The organism is Kitasatospora sp. NPDC034023 (assembly GCF_055575795.1).
On record NZ_JBVIRY010000001.1, the window covers coordinates 108,745 to 126,602 of the forward strand.

The 17,858-nt window shown below is 70.1% G+C and carries 17 protein-coding genes; 7 read left to right on the forward strand and 10 right to left on the reverse strand.

Going from position 1 to position 17,858, the window contains the following annotated elements; genetic code table 11:
* Positions 1-35: 35 nt before the first annotated feature.
* The 5 genes from cysS to ACZ52R_RS00515 form a co-directional block, all read right to left on the reverse strand.
* A complete protein-coding gene (gene cysS, locus ACZ52R_RS00495) occupies positions 36-1,430 on the reverse strand; it encodes a cysteine--tRNA ligase (protein WP_360495870.1) in 1,395 nt (464 codons plus the stop codon).
* A gap of 95 nt (positions 1,431-1,525) precedes the next feature.
* Positions 1,526-1,921: a PPOX class F420-dependent oxidoreductase gene (locus ACZ52R_RS00500; RefSeq protein WP_360495873.1), complete on the reverse strand. Its 396-nt coding sequence runs from the start codon at positions 1,919-1,921 to the stop codon at positions 1,526-1,528.
* Between the two features lie 170 nt (positions 1,922-2,091).
* The gene (gene ispF, locus ACZ52R_RS00505) at positions 2,092-2,592 is read right to left on the reverse strand and encodes a 2-C-methyl-D-erythritol 2,4-cyclodiphosphate synthase (protein ID WP_465625343.1); all 501 of its coding nucleotides are present in this window, start codon (positions 2,590-2,592) and stop codon (positions 2,092-2,094) included.
* Positions 2,582-3,307 carry a 2-C-methyl-D-erythritol 4-phosphate cytidylyltransferase gene (gene ispD, locus ACZ52R_RS00510; RefSeq protein WP_360495879.1) on the reverse strand — a complete coding sequence of 242 codons (726 nt, stop codon included), beginning with the start codon at positions 3,305-3,307 and terminating at the stop codon, positions 2,582-2,584. The genes ispF and ispD overlap by 11 nt, the downstream gene beginning before the upstream one ends.
* 344 nt (positions 3,308-3,651) lie before the next feature.
* The gene (locus ACZ52R_RS00515; RefSeq protein WP_014136563.1) at positions 3,652-4,134 is read right to left on the reverse strand and encodes a CarD family transcriptional regulator; all 483 of its coding nucleotides are present in this window, start codon (positions 4,132-4,134) and stop codon (positions 3,652-3,654) included.
* Positions 4,135-4,561: 427 nt separating this feature from the next.
* On the opposite strand from ACZ52R_RS00515, the gene ACZ52R_RS00520 reads away from it, so the two are divergent.
* The gene (locus ACZ52R_RS00520; protein WP_465664006.1) at positions 4,562-5,272 is read left to right on the forward strand and encodes a DUF461 domain-containing protein; all 711 of its coding nucleotides are present in this window, start codon (positions 4,562-4,564) and stop codon (positions 5,270-5,272) included.
* Between the two features lie 109 nt (positions 5,273-5,381).
* Here ACZ52R_RS00520 and phoP read toward each other — a convergent pair whose 3' ends face one another.
* Positions 5,382-6,077, reverse strand: coding sequence for a two-component system response regulator PhoP (gene phoP, locus ACZ52R_RS00525; RefSeq protein ID WP_030061050.1), 696 nt, complete (start codon positions 6,075-6,077; stop codon positions 5,382-5,384).
* Positions 6,078-6,079: 2 nt separating this feature from the next.
* On the reverse strand, positions 6,080-7,531 hold the full coding sequence (locus tag ACZ52R_RS00530) for a sensor histidine kinase (RefSeq protein ID WP_465752325.1): 1,452 nt from the start codon (positions 7,529-7,531) through the stop codon (positions 6,080-6,082).
* A 306-nt stretch (positions 7,532-7,837) separates the two neighbouring features.
* Between ACZ52R_RS00530 and phoU the strand changes: the two genes are divergently transcribed.
* Positions 7,838-8,521, forward strand: coding sequence for a phosphate signaling complex protein PhoU (gene phoU, locus ACZ52R_RS00535; RefSeq protein ID WP_465625336.1), 684 nt, complete (start codon positions 7,838-7,840; stop codon positions 8,519-8,521).
* Between the two features lie 178 nt (positions 8,522-8,699).
* Positions 8,700-8,879 carry a hypothetical protein gene (locus tag ACZ52R_RS00540; RefSeq protein WP_350521682.1) on the forward strand — a complete coding sequence of 60 codons (180 nt, stop codon included), beginning with the start codon at positions 8,700-8,702 and terminating at the stop codon, positions 8,877-8,879.
* Positions 8,880-8,964: 85 nt separating this feature from the next.
* Here ACZ52R_RS00540 and ACZ52R_RS00545 read toward each other — a convergent pair whose 3' ends face one another.
* Positions 8,965-9,555, reverse strand: coding sequence for a lytic polysaccharide monooxygenase auxiliary activity family 9 protein (locus tag ACZ52R_RS00545; protein WP_465625333.1), 591 nt, complete (start codon positions 9,553-9,555; stop codon positions 8,965-8,967).
* A 908-nt stretch (positions 9,556-10,463) separates the two neighbouring features.
* Here ACZ52R_RS00545 and ACZ52R_RS00550 point away from each other — a divergent pair.
* On the forward strand, positions 10,464-11,549 hold the full coding sequence (locus ACZ52R_RS00550) for a hypothetical protein (protein ID WP_465752326.1): 1,086 nt from the start codon (positions 10,464-10,466) through the stop codon (positions 11,547-11,549).
* A gap of 975 nt (positions 11,550-12,524) precedes the next feature.
* On the opposite strand, the gene ACZ52R_RS00555 is transcribed toward ACZ52R_RS00550, so the two are convergent.
* Together ACZ52R_RS00555 and ACZ52R_RS00560 are read right to left on the reverse strand one after the other, a co-directional pair.
* Positions 12,525-13,328 carry a hypothetical protein gene (locus tag ACZ52R_RS00555; protein WP_465752328.1) on the reverse strand — a complete coding sequence of 268 codons (804 nt, stop codon included), beginning with the start codon at positions 13,326-13,328 and terminating at the stop codon, positions 12,525-12,527.
* A gap of 3 nt (positions 13,329-13,331) precedes the next feature.
* On the reverse strand, positions 13,332-14,177 hold the full coding sequence (locus tag ACZ52R_RS00560; protein WP_465752329.1) for a sigma-70 family RNA polymerase sigma factor: 846 nt from the start codon (positions 14,175-14,177) through the stop codon (positions 13,332-13,334).
* A 224-nt stretch (positions 14,178-14,401) separates the two neighbouring features.
* Here ACZ52R_RS00560 and ACZ52R_RS00565 point away from each other — a divergent pair, with 224 nt between their 5' ends.
* The 3 genes from ACZ52R_RS00565 (at position 14,402) to ACZ52R_RS00575 (ending at position 17,422) form a co-directional block, all read left to right on the forward strand.
* Positions 14,402-14,827, forward strand: coding sequence for a hypothetical protein (locus ACZ52R_RS00565; protein ID WP_465752331.1), 426 nt, complete (start codon positions 14,402-14,404; stop codon positions 14,825-14,827).
* 607 nt (positions 14,828-15,434) lie between these two features.
* Positions 15,435-16,109 carry a hypothetical protein gene (locus ACZ52R_RS00570; RefSeq protein ID WP_465752333.1) on the forward strand — a complete coding sequence of 225 codons (675 nt, stop codon included), beginning with the start codon at positions 15,435-15,437 and terminating at the stop codon, positions 16,107-16,109.
* Positions 16,109-17,422, forward strand: coding sequence for a DUF3987 domain-containing protein (locus ACZ52R_RS00575; RefSeq protein WP_465752335.1), 1,314 nt, complete (start codon positions 16,109-16,111; stop codon positions 17,420-17,422). Before ACZ52R_RS00570 ends, ACZ52R_RS00575 begins: the two co-directional genes overlap by 1 nt.
* Positions 17,423-17,858: the final 436 nt, after the last annotated feature.

Below are 17,858 nucleotides of genomic sequence, written 5' to 3' on the forward strand. Positions count from 1 at the left end.
TACGGCCCACCCATCACCCCGATCGTCGGATGGGGTTACTGGTTGTTGATCGTCCAGCGCGGGCCGGACGGGGTGTCCTCGATCGCCAGCCCGGCCAGGCCGAGCTGGTCGCGGATGGCATCCGCGGTGGCGAAGTCCTTGCGCTCGCGCGCCGCCTGCCGCTGGTCCAGGACCAGGCGGACCAGCGAGTCGACCACACCGTGGAGGTCCTCGCCGCGCTCCGTCCCGGCCCAGTGCGGGTCGAGCGGGTCGAGGCCCAGTACTCCGAGCATCGCACGGACCTCGGCCAGTCGCGCCACCACGCTCTCCTTGTCGTCCGCGTTCAGGGCGCTGTTGCCCTGGCGGACGGCGGTGTGCACGACGGCCAGCGCCTGCGGAACGCCGAAGTCGTCGTCCATCGCCTCGGCGAAGGCCGGCGGCACCTCGGGCGCCGCGTCGACCGTGCCGCAGCGCTCGACGGCGCGCTGGATGAAGCCCTCGATCCGGGCGAACCCGGCCTCGGCCTCGCGCAGCGACTCCTCGCTGTACTCGATCATCGAGCGGTAGTGCGGGGCCGCCAGGTAGTACCGGAGCACGATCGGCCGCCACGCGCGGACCATCTCGGAGACCAGCACCGAGTTGCCGAGCGACTTGCTCATCTTCTCGCCGGCCATGGTGACCCAGGCATTGTGCACCCAGAAGTTGGCGAAGCCGTCGCCGTAGGCCTTGGACTGGGCGATCTCGTTCTCGTGGTGCGGGAAGATCAGGTCCAGCCCGCCGCCGTGGATGTCGAAGGCCGGGCCCAGGTACTTGTGGACCATCGCCGAGCACTCCAGGTGCCAGCCCGGACGGCCGCGGCCCCACGGGGTCTCCCAGCTGGGCTCGCCCGGCTTGGTGGCCTTCCACATCGCGAAGTCGCGCTGGTCCCGCTTGCCGGTCTCGCCGTCGCCGCTCGGCTGGCGCAGGTCCTCGAGCTTCTGGTTGGAGAGCGCGAGGTAGTCCGGGTAGGACTTCACGTCGAAGTAGACGTTGCCGTCGGCCGCGTAGGCGTGGCCCTTCTCGATGAGCCCCTGCATCATCTCGACCATCTCGGGGATGTGCCCGGTGGCCCGCGGTTCGACGGTCGGCGGCAGGCAGCCGAGGGCGTTGTAGCCGTCGTTGAAGGCGCGCTCGTTCTCGTAGGCGATCTGCCACCACGGCGTGCCGAGCTCGCGCTCCTTGGCGATGATCTTGTCGTCGATGTCGGTGACGTTCCGGGCGAAGGTCACCTGGTAGCCGCGGTGGGCGAACCACCGCTGCATGATGTCGAAGTTGAGGCCGGACCGGATGTGCCCGATGTGAGGCGCCGACTGGACGGTAGCGCCGCACAGGTAGATCGAGACACAACCCGGTACAAGCGGGACGAAGTCGCGTACCTGGCGGGTGCTGGTGTCGTACAGACGAATGCTCACAGCGTCAAGCGTAGTGGGCGGTGGGGGGTGCCCCGCTACATTCCCCGGGACAACGGTGCCGTGATCCCGGGGAACGGCAGGTCGCGGGCGGAAGGTCAGATGCTGCCGACCACCTTGCGCGGCGTGAGCCGCACCACCACCCGGACGTCGTCCGGGCCGTCCCAGGTGTACTTGTCCACCCCGCGGTACTTGGCGGCCAGCTCGTCGATCAGCTCGCGGCCGCCCTCGGTGGTCATGGTGATCTCCCCGCGCGCCTCCAGGTACTCGTACGGGCTGTCCGCGGGGTTGAGCAGGATCGAGACGCGCGGGTCCCGCACCAGGTTGAGGTGCTTGCGGCGGCCCTCGACGGTGGAGAAGAGGATGTCGTCGCCGTCCCGCTTGACCCAGACCACCGAGGACTGGGGGCTGCCGTCGGGCTGGATCGTGGAGACCACGGCGAAGCTCTTGCCGTCGATCAACGCCTTGGCACGGTCGGAGAGTTGGGAAGTCATCTGGCGAACCTCATCTCGTCGGCGGCGGGAACGGCCCGGGGGGGAACCCCGCGCGGGCCCGAAACCGAACAGTATCGACTCGGGCCCCGCGGCACCCGGTGAACACCCGTCAGGAACGGATTCTTCCTCGCCCGCCCACCTCGCCCGCTCACCTCACCGGACCGCCGGCCTCAACGCCGCTCGTACACCAGGGCGGTGGCGATCGCGGCCAGCCCCTCGGCCCGGCCGGTCAGGCCCAGCCCGTCGGTGGTGGTGCCGGAGACGGAGACCGGGGCGCCGGCCGCCTCCGACAGCGCGGCCTGCGCCTCGGCCCGCCGCTTGCCGATCTTCGGTCGGACGCCGATCACCTGGACCGCGATGTTGCCGATCTCGAAGCCCGCCTCGCGGACCAGCCGGGCGGCCTCGCCGAGCAGCTTCACCCCGGCGGCGCCCGCCCACTCCGGACGGTCGGTGCCGAAGTGCGCGCCCAGGTCGCCGATCCCGGCCGCCGAGAACAGCGCGTCGCAGGCGGCGTGCGCGGCGACGTCGGCGTCCGAGTGCCCGGAGAGCCCGACCTCGGCGTCCGGCCACTCCAGTCCGGCCACCCAGAGCGGGCGGCCGGGCTCGAAGGCGTGCACGTCGGTGCCGATCCCGATACGGGGGATCACGGGAGTCTGCGGGTCAGTAGGCATCGGCGGCCCTCCGGCGGGCGAGTACGGCCTCGGCGAGCACGAGGTCCAGCGGACGGGTGACCTTGAACGCCTCCTCGTGGCCGGGCACCACGACGACCTGGCCGCCGTAGCGCTCGACCAGCCCGGCGTCGTCGGTGACCGGCGGCGCGTCGGCGGTGCCCGCGCTCTCCTCGGCCAGCGCCTTGGCGTGCACCTCGACCAGGGTGGCGCGATCGAAGCCCTGCGGGGTCTGCACCGCGCGCAGGGTGGACCGCTCGGGCGTGTCGAGCACCGGCTCGGGTCGGCCCGGGTTCGGCTCGACCCGCTTCACGGTGTCGGCCAGCGGCACCGCGGGCACCACGGCCCGCGCCCCGGCCCGGACGGCGGCCGCGACGGCGTCCACCACCTCGACCGGCACGAGCGGACGGGCCGCGTCGTGCACCAGGACGATCTCCACGTCCTCCGGGATCGCGGCCAAGCCCAGCCGGACCGACTCCTGGCGGGTCGCGCCGCCGGCCACCACGCGGATGTCCTTGCCGTCCAGCCCGTGGCTGTCCAGCAGGGCGACCACCTCGGCCACCCCGTCGGCGGGTGCGGCGACCACGACCAGGCCGACGGCCCGGCTGCGGGCCAGCGCCCTGACGGCGTGCACCAGGAGCGGCACACCGCCGAGCTCCCGCAGGGCCTTCGGGGCCCCCGGCCCCAGCCGCTCACCGCGTCCGGCGGCGGGCACCACTGCTGCTGCGACTGCTGCTGACGCGTTCAGGTTTCACTCCTTCGGCGAAGTGGGTATGGCCTTGGCGTGCCCGGCGGGCGCACCGGGCCCCTTCCGAAGAACCACGGTCCGCTGCCCGCCGCACGGTTCTGCAGGGTCCGCGCTCCGCGGAATGCGCGAAAGGGCGGGTGCAGAAACGGTCTTGCAGGCCTGGACCGGCTCGGGTGGGAGGCGTCGTCCGGACACGCCTCAGCGCCCGAAGTGCCACTGCACCACTCCCGGACAGTTCGTCCGAGGAGCGGCGCGCCGGCACCGGGCGCTGTGAGCGTTGGGCGGTAGCCCGACCGCATGCGGTGACGCGTGCGCTACGAGGCGAGGACCTCGTCGAGCAGCGTTTCCGCCTTGTCCTCGTTGGTGTTCTCCGCCAGCGCGAGCTCGCTGACGAGGATCTGGCGCGCCTTCGCGAGCATCCGCTTCTCGCCGGCCGAGAGGCCGCGCTCGCGCTCGCGACGCCAGAGGTCGCGCACAACCTCGGCGACCTTGATAACGTCACCCGAGGCGAGCTTCTCCAGGTTCGCCTTGTAGCGACGGGACCAGTTGGTCGGCTCTTCCGTGTACGGTGCGCGCAGCACCTCGAAGACCCGGTCCAGACCCTCCTGGCCGACTACATCGCGCACACCGACGAACTCCGCGTTCTCGGCGGGCACGCGGAGCGTCAGGTCTCCCTGCTGCACCTTGAGCACCAGGTAGGTCTTGTCCACACCTTTGATCTGGCGAGTTTCGATGGCCTCGATCAGCGCGGCCCCGTGATGGGGGTAGACCACCGTGTCGCCAACCTTGAACGTCATGTGACAGGACCCCTTCCGTGGCTTTCCAGAATAACACGCTTCTCGGCGCACCCGAAGGGCGTTTTCGCAGGTCAGGGCGGGTCTCGGGGCTTGACAAGCACCCCCATGACGTGCTGCGACCGATGTTCGAGAGGGGCTTCCCGCAGGTCGGAGGCGGTTCCGGGGTTCGACGAAACCCTTGCGCAACACCCCCGCAGCCATGATTGGATCTTGAGCTTTCACCCTTTTTCCGGTCGCGGCCCAATCGTTATTCGATCTTGGTCGAAGCTTGTCCACGATGTGACCGGGACATGGCGGAGGTACCGCCGGACGGCCCTCCGGGGCCCCCGGGAGTGCGACACGGGGACCACCCCGTGAGGAGCGCATAAGTGAGGTCGATAATCTGAGACCTGACCTACCGACACGTGACTTAGGAGAAGCCGCCGCCGTGAGCCGCAGCCTTCGACGCGGCAGCATCGCCGCAATCGCCGCCATCGCCATCGCCTCGCTGTCCTCCTGCGCTGCAGGCAATACGCCGGACACCCTGCAGATCAAGCCCGACAACGCGGCGGCAACCCTCGGGACGAACCTTCGACTGAACAACATCGTGATCGTCACCGGGGAGGGCACCTCGGGCGACTACACCGGGCCCGCCAACGTGGTCGTGAACATCGCGAACACCGCGGAGATCCCGGCCGAGCTGCAGTCCATCACCGTCGGCACCTCCGCCGCGTCCTTCGCGGACGCCGCCGGTGCCCCGCTGACCAGCATCGTCATCCCGGCCGGCGGCGCGGTGGCGATCGGCGGTCAGGGCAACCCGACCGCCGCCGTCGCCGCCGCTTCTGTCCACGTCGGCGGTTTCGCCCCCACGACCTTCACGTTCAAGGACGGCCGGAAGGTCGACGCCCAGGCCGGCGTGAGCCCGGACGGCAAGGGCCTGTACAAGGGCTTCGGCCCGACCCCCTCGGCGAGCGCCACGCCCGTCAAGAGCGGCTCCCCCGCCGCCACCGCCCCGACCTCCGGTGCCGCCACCCCCGGTGCCACCACCACTCCGGGCGCCACGGCCACTCCGGGCGCCACGGCCACCCCGGGCGCCACGGCCACCGGCGCGGCCGTCCCGGCCGGCGCCACCACCCCGGCGGTCCCGGCCGCCCACTGACGCCGCACACCGCCTCCGGCGGGCCCGCCCGGGCCTGCCGGAGGCAACGCGAAGGCCCCCTCCGGCTCCGGCCGGCGGGGGCCTTCCGCGTGGGCGGAGTCCCTACGGTTTACGGCTCGAACTTGTAGCCCAGGCCGCGGACGGTGACCAGGTAGCGCGGCGCACCCGGGTCCGGCTCGATCTTGGCCCGCAGGCGCTTCACGTGGACGTCCAGGGTCTTGGTGTCGCCGACGTAGTCCGCGCCCCAGACCCGGTCGATCAGCTGCATGCGGGTGAGCACCCGGCCCGCGTTGCGCAGCAGCATCTCCAGCAGGTCGAACTCCTTGAGCGGCAGGTCGACCTTGGCGCCGTCCACGGTCACCACGTGCCGGTCCACATCCATCCGGACCGGGCCCGCCTCCAGGGCGCCCGGGCCGCCGCCGTTCTCGCCCGCGCCACCGTCCTCGCCGCGGCGGCGCAGCACCGCGCGGATCCGGGCGACCAGCTCCCGGGTGGAGTACGGCTTGGTGACGTAGTCGTCAGCGCCTATCTCCAGCCCGACGACCTTGTCGATCTCGCTGTCCTTGGCGGTCACCATGATCACCGGGACGTTGGACCGCACCCGGAGCTGGCGGCAGACCTCGGTGCCGGGCAGGCCCGGCAGCATCAGGTCGAGCAGGACGAGGTCGGCACCGTTGCGTTCGAACTGCTCCAGCGCGTCGGGGCCGGTGGCGGCGACGGCCACCTCGAAGCCCTCCTTGCGAAGCATGTACGAGAGGGCGTCGCTGAACGACTCCTCGTCCTCGACCACCAGTACTCGGGTCACGATCAGGCCTCCGGGGCAAGCTGAGGGGTTGTGTCTGACAGGTGTGGTTCCCGCTCCCGAGCGGGGAGCGAACGGTTCGTGCGGTTCGTGGTGAGGGTTCGGGGTGTCGCGGCGGGCCCGGCGGCGTCCGGCTCGTGGCCGGTCGCGTCCCGGTCGTGGCCGGTCATGTCGGGGTCGCGCTCGGTGGCGTCGGGGTCGTACTCGGTGGCGTCGGGGTCGTCGTCCGGCTCGTCGTCGACGGGCGCCAGTCCGGCGGGCAGGCGGACGGTGAAGGTCGACCCCTGTCCCTCGACGCTCCACACCGACACCGTGCCGCCGTGCGAGGCGGCGACGTGCTTGACGATGGAGAGGCCGAGGCCGGTGCCGCCGGTGGCCCGGGAGCGGGCCGGGTCGACGCGGTAGAAGCGTTCGAAGACCCGCTCGCGGTCCTTCTCGGAGATGCCGATGCCCTGGTCGGTGACCGAGATCTCGATGAGCTCGCCGTCCGCCTCGCCGAGCGCCGCGGCGCTGGAGATCCGGCGGGTGGCGATCGCCACCCGGGTGCGGGGCGGGCTGTAGTTGACGGCGTTCTCGACCAGGTTGCCGAGCGCGGCGGCGAGCTGGCCGCGGTTGCCGTGCAGGTAGAGGCCGGCGATGCCGCCCGCGGCGATGAGGATCTGCTTGGCGGCGGCCTGCTGGCGGCAGCGGTCGATCGCCTCGGCGATCAGCTCGTCCACCGCGACCGGCTCCGGGTCGACCATCAGCCGGTCGTCCTGGACCCGGGAGAGGTCGATGATCTCCTGGACGAGGCTGGCCAGCCTGGTCGCCTCGACCTGCATCCGGCCGGCGAAGCGCTGCACCGCCTCCGGGTCGTCGGACGCGTCGGCGACCGCCTCGGAGAGCAGCGACAGGGCGCCGACCGGGGTCTTGAGCTCATGGCTGACGTTGGCCACGAAGTCCCGGCGGACGGCCTCCACCCGGCGCCGCTCGGTCTGGTCCTCGACCAGCACCAGCACCAGCCGGGAGCCCAGCGGGGCGACCCGGACGGAGACCGCGAGCGGCTCGACCGCGCGGGCCGCGCCCGGACGGGGCACCTCCAGCTCGACCTGGCGGATCTCGCCGTCCCGGCGGGTGGCGCGGGCCAGCGCGAGCATCTGGTCCACGGCGACCGCGCCACCACGCACCAGGCCCATCGCGTACGCCGCCGAGCTGGCCTTGACCACCTCGTCGCCCTCGCCCAGCACGATCGCGCAGGAGCGCAGCACGGAGAGCACGGTGTCGACCCCCGGCGGCAGGGGCGGCTCGGGGTTGCCGGTGCCCAGTGCCTGGTGCCGGCTGTGGTTTCTGCCGCTGGTGCCGCTGTGCTTGCCCTTGGCCTGCTCGCGCTCGCTCCAACGGAAGGCGATGGAGGCGGTGAGGCCGACGCCGAGCCCGGCAATGGCGCAGGCAGCGGCGGCGGCCACGTTCACGTCCATGTGGCCAGCGTAAGCGCACGGCCAGGGCACTCCCCAAGGGCTGGATCAAGGCATCGACCGCACGTTGCCGAGAATTCACCTTCATGTGGCTGCCGATTCACCGTAGCGGCCGAACACCGTCGCCCTGGCAGCGGAAAGTTGGCCGGGCAGCCCGTGTGGGAGAGACCGGTGTGCCGAACAGCGGGCGCCGGCTCGGGTGTGCGCGTACGATGCGCGCCACCAGCAGCGGTCACCCGGACGCCGGAACGACGGTCGGACGGGCCGGCCGGTCGGCACCGCCACCGACACAGCTACTGAGGAGAGAACATGCGCGACGCGTACCACGAGGAACTCGATGCCATCGGCGACAACCTGGTCGAGATGGCCCGGCTGGTCGGCTCTGCCCTCGGCCGCGCCACCACTGCCCTCCTCGACGCGGACCTGGCGCTGGCGGAGAACGTGATCGCCGCCGACGAGAAGATCAACGACCTGCACCACGAGCTGGAGAACCGGGCGATCGACCTGCTCGCCCGGCAGCAGCCGGTCGCCACCGACCTGCGCATCGTCGTCACCTCGCTGCGGATGAGCGCCGACCTGGAGCGCTGTGGCGACCTCGCCCGGCACGTCGCCAAGGTCGCGCGGATGCGCTACCCCGACACGGCCGTGCCGCGCGACCTGCACTCCACCGTCCTGGAGATGGGCCAGCTCGCCCAGCGCCTGGTGGCCAAGGCCGGTCTGGTGATCGCCACCAAGGACGTCGAAAAGGCCCTGGAGATGGAGCAGGACGACGACGCCATCGACACCCTGCACCGCGAGCTGCTGTCGCACCTGATCGACGAGCGCTGGCACCACGGCATCGAGACCGCCGTCGACATCACCCTGGTCGGCCGCTACTACGAGCGCTTCGCGGACCACGCGGTGTCGGTCGCCAAGCGCGTGGTGTACCTGGTGACGGGCGAGCACGTGGCCGAGTTCGTGGCCGCCACCGAGGCCGACGCGGCGGCGGAGTGAGCTCCGTTCCGACGGCCGCTCCCCCCGAGGGGTGAGTAAACCTGTGGCGACGGTGGTGCGGGCGCACGGTTCTCCGTACGTCCCACCACTGCGCGCCCGTTGACGCTCCCTCCGTTCGGCGGTTTCACTCGAAGTATCGGGCGCCGGAGTGTGCCCGCTTCACGGAGGGAACAGCTCGATGAAGGCCAACCCGACCCGCCCGGCCCCCGCCCGCGACACCGTCGAGCCGCCCGCCCCGAAGCTGTTGCCCGTCCTCGCCGCCGGCTGCGGCTGCGGCCCGGGCTGCGGCTGCGGCTGCCAGTCCGGCGCGCCCTGCCAGTGCGGCGGCGCGGACGGCGGCTGCTGCGGCGGCCACTGACGGCCTCGGGTGCACGACCGCCGAGGGAGACGGCCGTGCACCCGGCAGCCCCGGCCGGGCCCGCGCCGGACCTCGGAACGTGACGTCAGAACGTGACGTCAGTGCAGGAGTAGAAGGCGTTCCCGGTGTCGGCGATCTCCCAGACCGCGACGATCACCTGGTGGCCGGTGCGCCCGCTCGGGACGGTCGCGGTGTGGCTGAGCGTGCTCGGCACCTGCTTCCCGCCGTACGGGACGGTCAGGAAGGGCGTCAGCTCCAGGTCGGCCCGGCTGACCGGCCGGCTCGCGTCGTAGCCCGGCTTGGTCAGGTAGTACTTGAAGTTCGTGGTCGCGTGCCGGGCGGTGAACCTCCAGGTGAAGGTGAGCTGCCGACCCGCGGTCACCGGCGTGGTCGGCCAGGCGCCGCCGTGCGGGTCGTCCAGCTCGGCGAAGCGCGCGTTGCCGCCGGCGCAGATGGTGCCGTCGGACGGGCCGCCGGCGGGGAAGCCCTTCGGACCCTCGACGCTCTGCGGCTCCCACTGGATCTCACCGCAGTCCCAGGGGACCGTGTCCGCGGCGCAGAGCGCGGCCCGGCTGGGCGGGGTCGTGATGTACCCGTGTGACGACGCCGGGAAGGCGAAGGTGAGCGGGATCGCCAGCGCGGCGACCGCCGCCCCGACGATGTGACGTGTGCGCATGGTGCTCCTCCGTGGGGGTGGATGGAGAGTGCGCCGGGGCGCGGACACGCACGTGGGGGTGCGGGCCCGGACGGGGAGATCCATGGCATGCCCGCGCCTACCCGGTGCCCTCACGGTAGGAGCCGCCGCCACTGCCCGTCAATGGTCTGAACCACTTTCAGCTCCGCCCAACTAGCCTGCCCGACAAGCCGGTTGAATGAAAAGGCCCCACTACCGGCGAACCGGTGGCGGGGCCTTCTCGTCCCCGGGCTTGCTGCTCGCCCGGTCGGACTTACTACTTCTCGCGCTTACTTCTCGCGCTTACTTCTTGCCCTGGGTCTGGCCTGTCTGTTTTTCGGGCCTGATCAACGGTCTCTGACCTGGGGCTGAGCCGTCGACAGTTGTCATCCTTGGCCACCCTTGATCTACGCCGGACGGCCCACAGACGGCCCGGCCGATCTCAAGCGGCGAGGCCGAAGGTGAGGGGCACCCGACAGGATGCCCCTCACCATTGATCACGCCACCAGCTGGTGGAGGCCGACTGCAGCAGCCCCAGCGGCGCCAAGCGCCGCCAGCGGCCCAGCGAGCGCGAAGACGATCGCCCCAGCCCCAAAAGATGCGGTGAGGATGAGCGCCCAACGCTGGGACAGTCGTTCGGGCTGCTTGTCCGAAGCGGTACGGTTGGCCATTGGACTCCTATTGATTCGAGTTCGTCAATTTGCAGCGGCCCCGGCTGGTACCCGGGGCCGTTCGCGTGCTCCCGCGAACGGCGTTGCCGTGGAGCCCCGTCGGGCCCACCACCAGGATGCCGCCCTCCGCAGCATCGTCGACGGGTCATCAAAAACGCCTTGATCCTCATAAGAGATAACTAGTTAACTAGTTCATCTCTAGTGCGGATCAAAACGTTGAGATCAAAACGGTGAGGAAGCATGGCTGGCGCCCGCGAGGCGAACACGCGCCGACTTCGACGGCTGACCGAGATGGACCCGGCCGTCACCAGAGCAACCGCAGCCCTTCACGAGGCCTGGGCCGGCGGCAGGAAGCCGGACGGCGTCGTCCTCCGTCTCGGCCTGGTTGCAACCCCAAACGACTCCACGGAACGCGCGCCGCTCGTCCGGCTCGTCCTGCCCCGTGGCGTGGCTCTTCGGTTCTACCTGATAGCTGTCTTCGAAGCCCAATGCCGGCTGGGCGTGGGAGAGCCATGGACGAACACCCGCCCCCTAGCGGGAGTCGGGTCCTGGTCGGACCTGATCGCCATCGACGGCGCATACAGCGCCCAGTCAGGCACGTACATGCGCAATACCAAGCAGGGCCGGACCAGCGGTGATCTGCGCCTGCGGCAGGTCAAGTCGGCCTTGGAGACGCTGGAGAAGCTCGGTGCGGAGCCGGACTTCGAACAGTCGCTCATCACCATTCCGCGGGCGCGGAATGGCGGCAGGCGCCTGTACGAAGAGTTCGCGCTCATGGAGGAAAGCGGACGCGGCAAGCATCAGACCCCAAACGCCTACACGGTGCCCATGAACCACTGGTCTGTGAGGACGCTCACGGTTCCGTCCGCCTTCTTTCTCAACGGCTGGGCCCAGGTGCTCAGCACCTCCGAGGTGGCCGTTTGGCTCACCTTGCGCTCGCTCAGCCAGTGGGCCCCGAAAATACATGCCCAGTCCGGAGTCTTCCTCTATGGGGAAAACCGGAAAAACACCTTCGGCATACGCCGCGATGCCTGGGAGGACGGCTGCCAACGGCTTCGCGAGTTCGGACTGATCCGCTACGCCCGCGAAGGCGCTCTCGACAGCACCCTGGAGGAGCCCTGGGCCGCCGTCCACGACACGAATGTCAGGCTGGCGCGCGAACGGTACGAACCGTACCGGTGGCAGGTCACGGACCTCGGGCTTGCCGAGGACGCCGTGAGAGTCTGCTCAAAGGAACTCACCATCCGACAGCGACAGCTCGAAGTGGCGGCCAAGCTCCGTGCAGAGCGGACCACCTGGCCACCGCAGGAGAAGCGGCTGGAGTGACTGTCGCCCGCTTTTGGAGCGCACCCTAAAGCTCGCCTGACCCGCACGTCGGGCAGTCGATACCCTTTACCAGTCAAGTGTTCGAATGGTAAAGGGCGCTGACTGGCATAGTTGAGCACCGAAGCCGCGTCAGACCTGGGTGCGCGCCGCCGTACACAAAGGTAGTCGGGGCAGGGTCGCGACAACTCGGCGGGTTGGTCTTAGGCTTGATGTAGGTGAAACATTCCAACTAGCGTGACGAATCGACAGCTCCTCGCCCGCCTCTCAGTAGACCTGCGGCAAGGAAACCCCGACCGCCGTGCGTTTTTCCGCTACGGCCTGTAGGCGCCTCTCTTAGAGAGGGCATGCTCCTGTTGACGGAGGTGAGCAGTTTTGTATGCTCGCATCTTTAATGTGTTGGTCGCATCTCCGAGTGACACCGAGAAAGAACGCCGCGACTTGGAGAAAACGATTCACGGGTGGAACGCCAGCAATGGGCGCATCCGGGGGGTGAGGTTTGACCCTTACTTCTGGGAGTCGGACACTGTACCCCTGCTTGGACGCGGGCCGCAGTCGGAGATCAATGATCAGATCGTTGACAGGGCAGATGTGCTGCTGTCAGTGTTCCATGGACGTCTAGGTCAGCCAACTGCGACTCATATTTGTGGTACGGCCGAGGAAATTGAGCGATCCGTGAATCGGGAAATCCCTGTGCACGTATGGATCTCGAAGCGGGATCTGCCACATGACGTGGATACTTCCCAGCTGGACGCGCTTCGTGAATACGTGGAGCAACTTAAACCGCAAGGCTTGTTGGGCAGTTACAGGTCGATAAGGGATCTCCGGAAAAAGGTCATCTCGGCCTTGGATAGGGATTCACAGACTTTGATGTGACGCGCTTCGGGCGGCAGCTGATACAAGCAAGAGTTCGACACTTCGACACCTGGGCCCTTAACGACCTTGGAACCGTGGCAGAAGTCAAGCGACTTAAATCCTCTACATGCAGAAAGCCACGGTCGCGTCGTCTCCGGACTTGAAGCGCGGCCAGCGGAGTCCCTCCGGGTCCGTGGCCTCAACCTTTCGGACCGCTGAGATCAGCCCATCTGCGCCAGCCTCTCGGAGCATCGCGAAGGCATCCGCCCACGACGCTGCGCGGTACTCGGTGACGAGCCGCGAGGCCCCATCGGACAGGACAGCCGCTGCCTGGATGCCGGCCAGCGGCACCGCGCCCGTCAGCGCGTGGTGTGCCGCCTCGCCACTGGAGGCAGCCACCCAGTAGCCGTCCCGAGTGTTCCGGGTGAGCCGTTGGGCCTCGACCATCCGGCGGACCGCCTCGGTGTGGTCGGGCGTCCCGGTGGCGAAGCGTTCCGTCTCGGCGCGGAGTTCGGGCACCACAGTGTCCACCCGCAGGTCGGTGACCACTTGGTAGTCGTCGGCCCGCTCGAAGACGATCGGCGAGTCGGCGAGCACCAGGTAGTCGAAGCTGTCGACTCCGGCCCTCAGGATCGAGACCGTCGCCGACGGCGTGCCGGGGTTGCCGAGATCGCACCCGGGGTGGAGCGCGGCGACCTGGTCGAGGGCATGCGCCAGCCCCTCAGCCAGCGGCCGGCCGGGCTCTGCCAGCGCGGCCACCAGGTGGCCGCCCAACTGGGCGACGTACCACGGGACGCCGTGCCGACAGCCGGTGTCGAGCCCGGCCGTGCTCAGGCCGTCCAGAACCACGGCGAGCGCGGGCGTGGCCGCCACCCAGTCTTCGTTGGGGTTCGTGCCGCCCGGTGCGGTGGCGATGGAGACGCGCATCTGTCAGCCCTCGTGTCGGTAGATCGGAGTGACCCTGCTGCTCTCCAGAACTTCCAGAGTCTCCGGGTCGTAACGGCAAGAGATGAGCGTGGAGAAACGCTTCGCCCGAACCTCGCGGTAGAGCTCACCGAGATGGTTCTCCAGATAGTGCACGACGCCGTTCGCGCCGATCGCATGGATGCCCGCGATGTAGAGGAAGGTGCCCTTGCCGTCGAGGCGGGGAAGCCGGGCGAGGTAGCCGACGTCCCCGGCCGTACCGTCCACGTCGAGCGGGGAGCGGTACTCGGTCTCGGTGCGCAGGTCGACCAAGTGCCAGGCCTCATCCTTGCGGAACCGCAGGTTGTCGTCGCCTTCGAGCACCTGGGCCACGATCGGGGACAGCCGCGGACCGCAGATGACGACCAGGTGCTCCCGGTTGAGGTTCACGATGCCGGACGGCGGGATGACCTCGTACTCGGAGTCGAGCTTCAGGCCCGTGAAGAGCTTCCGCAGGTGCTCGTAGTTGTTCAGGTCTTCCCTGGTCACAACCTGGCTTGGGTTCTCGTCCAGGGACTTCCCCGCCTCGTACTTGCCGCCGACCGCCACAGTCATCGGCCCCAGGCCGAAGAAGGCCCGCTCCGGCGCGGGGCCGGCCGACGCGAGCTGACCGACACGCCCGCGGCTTACGCCGAGCAGGGCAGCGATCTCGGTCTGCGACATACCCGTCGCCGACGCCTCTTCGATGGCCTCCCGACGGACACGGGACAGCTCCACCACCCGGTTCTGATAGTCCGCCATCAGGGCAATCGCCGCCTTGGCCCGTTCGATCGGGACGGCCACGTTGGCTACCCGTTCAAGCTCCTCGTGCATCGTGATCCCTTCACCGCTTAGGGGGGCGAAGCAAGCCTACCGCTAGAGGGGCTTGACGCACAGATGGCGCCTGCCTACCTTGGGTATCGCAAGAAGGCGAAAGCCCCCCTAAGCACCACTGGGGATCGGCTTAGCACTTCTCTGACCTGCCCAAACGCAGCGAAGCGGCGCCCCAACCGCCAAGTCAGTACGCCGCTTCGTGCCCCGGTGAAGGGAGTTCCATCATGCACGCTTCGCTCACCACTCAGCCGTCCCTGACCGTCAACGCGGTGGAGGAGAACGTCTCGCTGTTCGGCGAGGCGGACCCGGGTGAGATCGAGCCGCGCCTGTCGGTGCAGGTGACGCTGTCGCTGCGATTCTTCGACATGGTGGGCCTGCTGGCCTTCCACCCGGCGATGATGCTCACCGCCTCGGACCTCCAGCACTCCGACGCGCTGGCCGAGGCCCTGCGGTTCGCGATCGTGGACTCCGACGCGTCCCAGATCGAGGAGTACTCCGAGTTGGCCCGCGCCGCGCTGTCGCACCCGCGCCGGTCGTTCCACGCCTACACCAGGCTCGTCGCCGAGGCCGTCACCCGCACGTTCGGCATCACCGCCCCGCGGCCGCCCGCCGCGCCGGCGGTGAACGCCCTCCGGCTCGTCGCCGCCTGACGCCTCCCCGGGTGAGCGCTCACCGACGCTCACGGGCGCTCACCGCCCGCTCACCCGGCCGGTCGGCGGCCTCCGTTTCAACCCCGGTCGGCCGACTTTCAGGGGCGCGCGAAGCGGTGAACACCCGACCGTTCACCGCCGCTCACGGGACCGTTCCCGGCGTTACCCGCCGACCGTTCCCGCGCTCACGGGAAGCGTTCCCCGCCTTTACCCCCATGCATCGGTCGCCCACTGACCAGGCGTCACAGGCCGACCGTCATCCGACTCGCTCACCGGTGAACATCCCGGCCGTTCACCGGTGAGCACCCCGACTCCAGCCCGACTCCCGACCCTTGCAGGAGCAGCTGTGGCCAGCAATGACGGGGCCGACTCCCGCGCCCCCGAGCCACCACCACCCGGAGCTGAAACCCCGGCCGCCGCCGCTGAAACGGCCGCCCGCCGAGCTGAAACCGGCCCGGCCGTGAGCGCCGTTCAGTCGGGCGTTCACCGCCCCGTTCACCCCGCCGCTGAAGCGTTCACCGGTGCGGTTGAAGGTCCGGCCCGTGCCCTTGAAACGGCCACCGGCGGACCTGAAGCGGGCCCGTCCGTGAGCGGTGAACACGGCACCGTGAGCACCGGTGAGCACCCGGTGAACACCCCCACCGACTGTGCCGCTGAAACGCCGGACGCCCCCGCTGAAACGGACCCGGACGGGGTTGAAGCGGCGGTGCTGCCCGACCCGATCGCTCTCCCCGAACCGGTCCGGGACGCGCACCGCTCGACCGCCCGGTGGGCCGCCGACCGCTTCGTGAGCGTGCTCCGGCGGGTCAGTCCGGCCGTGGTGCTCGACCGGTGGGGACAGCCCGTCGGCATCCCCGACTACGGCTCCCCCGCCTTCGCCGCCCTCCCGCCGGCCGACCCGCGCCGTGAGGCCGCCCTGATCACCGCCGCCGAAGCCTGGCGCCAGCAGGGCGAAACCGCACCGGAGTTCATCCACGCCAGCCTCCGCAACGAGCTGATGATCGGCGAACAGGTCCGCGCCGAGTGGGTGGCCGAGGACGAAGCCTCCTGGAAAGAGCTGGTCCGCACCGTGCGGGCCTGGTCCAACCACCCGACCGCCCTGGAGCTGGCCGAGTGCCGCACCCGCGCCGCCGAGGCCGCCCGCCGCCCCGTGAGCGCCTCGGCCGGGTGGCCGCCGGTGGCCATCCCCGGACAGCCCGGCTGGCACCGCCACCGCCTTCCCGACGGCCGCCAGGCCGACCTCCCCGACACCACTGCCCCCCAGCTTGCGGAGAGCGCCTGATGCCCGTCGAACTCCACCTCGCCACCACCCCCGACGGCCGACCACAGGGCCAGCAGAATCCGATGTACGACCCGGCGACCGGGATCGACCGCCCCTCGCGGCCGGGCCCGGTGCCGGACCCGGAGGTGTTCTGCGGCTGGGTCGGCGACACCGTCCGCGACCTCGACCCGACCACCGAGGCCGACCCGGTCGGCGTGCTGGTGAACCTGCTCTCGGCCGGCGGGGCCGCGATCGGCCCGGGCCCGTTCATGTGGATCGGCAACGACCGCCACCCCGCCCTCATCTGGGCGCTGACGGTCGGCGCCACGGCCGCGGGAAGGAAGGGCGCCGCCACGAACACCGCCAAGCGGCTGTTCAAGGCGGCTGTGCCGGACTTCATCGCCTGCAACACCCGCTCCGGCCTGTCCTCCGGCGAGGGCCTGATCGAGATGGTCCGCGACGGCGACGGCGACAAGGACCCCGGCGTCACCGACAAGCGGCTGTGGGTGGTCGAGTCGGAGTACGGCGTCACCATGGCCCGGGGCCGTCGGGAAGGCTCCTCCCTGAGCGGCATCCTGCGGCAGGCCTGGAACGGCGAAGACCTGGGCGTGATGAACCGGGACGCGCTGCACGCCACCGCCCCGCACATCGCCGTCATCGGCCACATCTCCCCACGTGAGCTGCGGGCGAAGATGCAGGACGCTGAGATGGCCGGCGGCACCTACAACCGCTTCCTACCGGTCTTCGTCCACCGCAACCTGCTCGACCCGGACGGCCAAGGCGCCCCCGACGGGCTGATCGACAACCTCGCCACCGCGTGGAAGACCGTCCTCACCGACGCCCGGCGGGTCGGAGAGGTCCGCCTCACCGAGCAGGCCGCCCAGCTCTGGCGGGAGGAGGTCTACCCGGCGCTGTGCGGGGACGAAGGCGACGAAGGTCCGATCGCGGAGTTCACCGCCCGCGCCGCCCCGTACGCCAAGCGCGCCGCCATGGTCTACGCCCTGCTGGACCACAAGGACCGCATTGGCGAAGCCCACCTGCGGGCCGCGTGGGCCTTGGTCCGGTACGCCCGCGCCAGCGCCGCCCACATCCTCGGCCCCACCACCGCCGCCAGCACCGGAGACCCGCACCTGGACAAGCTCCTCCAGGCCGTGAAGACCGCCGGACCTTCCGGTATGACGCAGAGCCAGGTGCAGGTGCTCCTGAAGCGACTCAACGCCGCCCAGCGCGCCGACGTCACCGCCCGCCTGTGCCAACTGCCCGGCTTCGCCGCCGCCCAGCTCTCCACCGGCGGACGCCACCAGACCGTCTACCTCTACGCCCCGCCCGACTGAGCGATGGTCCGGAAAGGCCGAAAAGGCCGGAAGGCCATCTGACCAGCACAAACGCCTGGCGGAAAGTGGTCCGGAATGGTCCGCGAAGGGGTCCACGATCCCTCTGCCCCGAACCTCCCGGACCCTTTCCGGACCATTCCGGACGGCTTTCCGCCACACAAAACCCCAGCTCAGCCCCCTTTACAGCCTTTCCGGCCTTTCCGGACCGCCCCTGGACCTGAACGGAGACCACCGACATGACCCGCCCGACCGCCACCCGAGCCGCCCGACGGACCACCCGGGCGGACGCCCTACCGGCCGCCACGACGCCCCGGGCCCGCTCCCCACCAAGCCCCGGCCGCCCTCCGGACGGCCACGCCGCTAGCGGCACCGCCCGCTAGACCTAGCACCCCCGCTAGCGTCCACCACCCGTCGTGACCAGCCACCCAGCGTCTAG

What these genes read in the sequence shown, in the direction of transcription:
- ACZ52R_RS00500 (WP_360495873.1), bottom strand. Translation starts at nt 1,921, where the DNA reads ATGACTTCCCAACTCTCCGACCGTGCCAAGGCGTTGATCGACGGCAAG.
- ispF (WP_465625343.1), bottom strand. Translation starts at nt 2,592, where the DNA reads ATGCCTACTGACCCGCAGACTCCCGTGATCCCCCGTATCGGGATCGGC.
- ACZ52R_RS00515 (WP_014136563.1), bottom strand. Translation starts at nt 4,134, where the DNA reads ATGACGTTCAAGGTTGGCGACACGGTGGTCTACCCCCATCACGGGGCC.
- ACZ52R_RS00530 (WP_465752325.1), bottom strand. Translation starts at nt 7,531, where the DNA reads ATGGACGTGAACGTGGCCGCCGCCGCTGCCTGCGCCATTGCCGGGCTC.
- phoU (WP_465625336.1), top strand. Translation starts at nt 7,838, where the DNA reads ATGCGCGACGCGTACCACGAGGAACTCGATGCCATCGGCGACAACCTG.
- ACZ52R_RS00540 (WP_350521682.1), top strand. Translation starts at nt 8,700, where the DNA reads ATGAAGGCCAACCCGACCCGCCCGGCCCCCGCCCGCGACACCGTCGAG.
- ACZ52R_RS00545 (WP_465625333.1), bottom strand. Translation starts at nt 9,555, where the DNA reads ATGCGCACACGTCACATCGTCGGGGCGGCGGTCGCCGCGCTGGCGATC.
- ACZ52R_RS00550 (WP_465752326.1), top strand. Translation starts at nt 10,464, where the DNA reads ATGGCTGGCGCCCGCGAGGCGAACACGCGCCGACTTCGACGGCTGACC.
- ACZ52R_RS00555 (WP_465752328.1), bottom strand. Translation starts at nt 13,328, where the DNA reads ATGCGCGTCTCCATCGCCACCGCACCGGGCGGCACGAACCCCAACGAA.
- ACZ52R_RS00560 (WP_465752329.1), bottom strand. Translation starts at nt 14,177, where the DNA reads ATGCACGAGGAGCTTGAACGGGTAGCCAACGTGGCCGTCCCGATCGAA.
- ACZ52R_RS00565 (WP_465752331.1), top strand. Translation starts at nt 14,402, where the DNA reads ATGCACGCTTCGCTCACCACTCAGCCGTCCCTGACCGTCAACGCGGTG.
- ACZ52R_RS00575 (WP_465752335.1), top strand. Translation starts at nt 16,109, where the DNA reads ATGCCCGTCGAACTCCACCTCGCCACCACCCCCGACGGCCGACCACAG.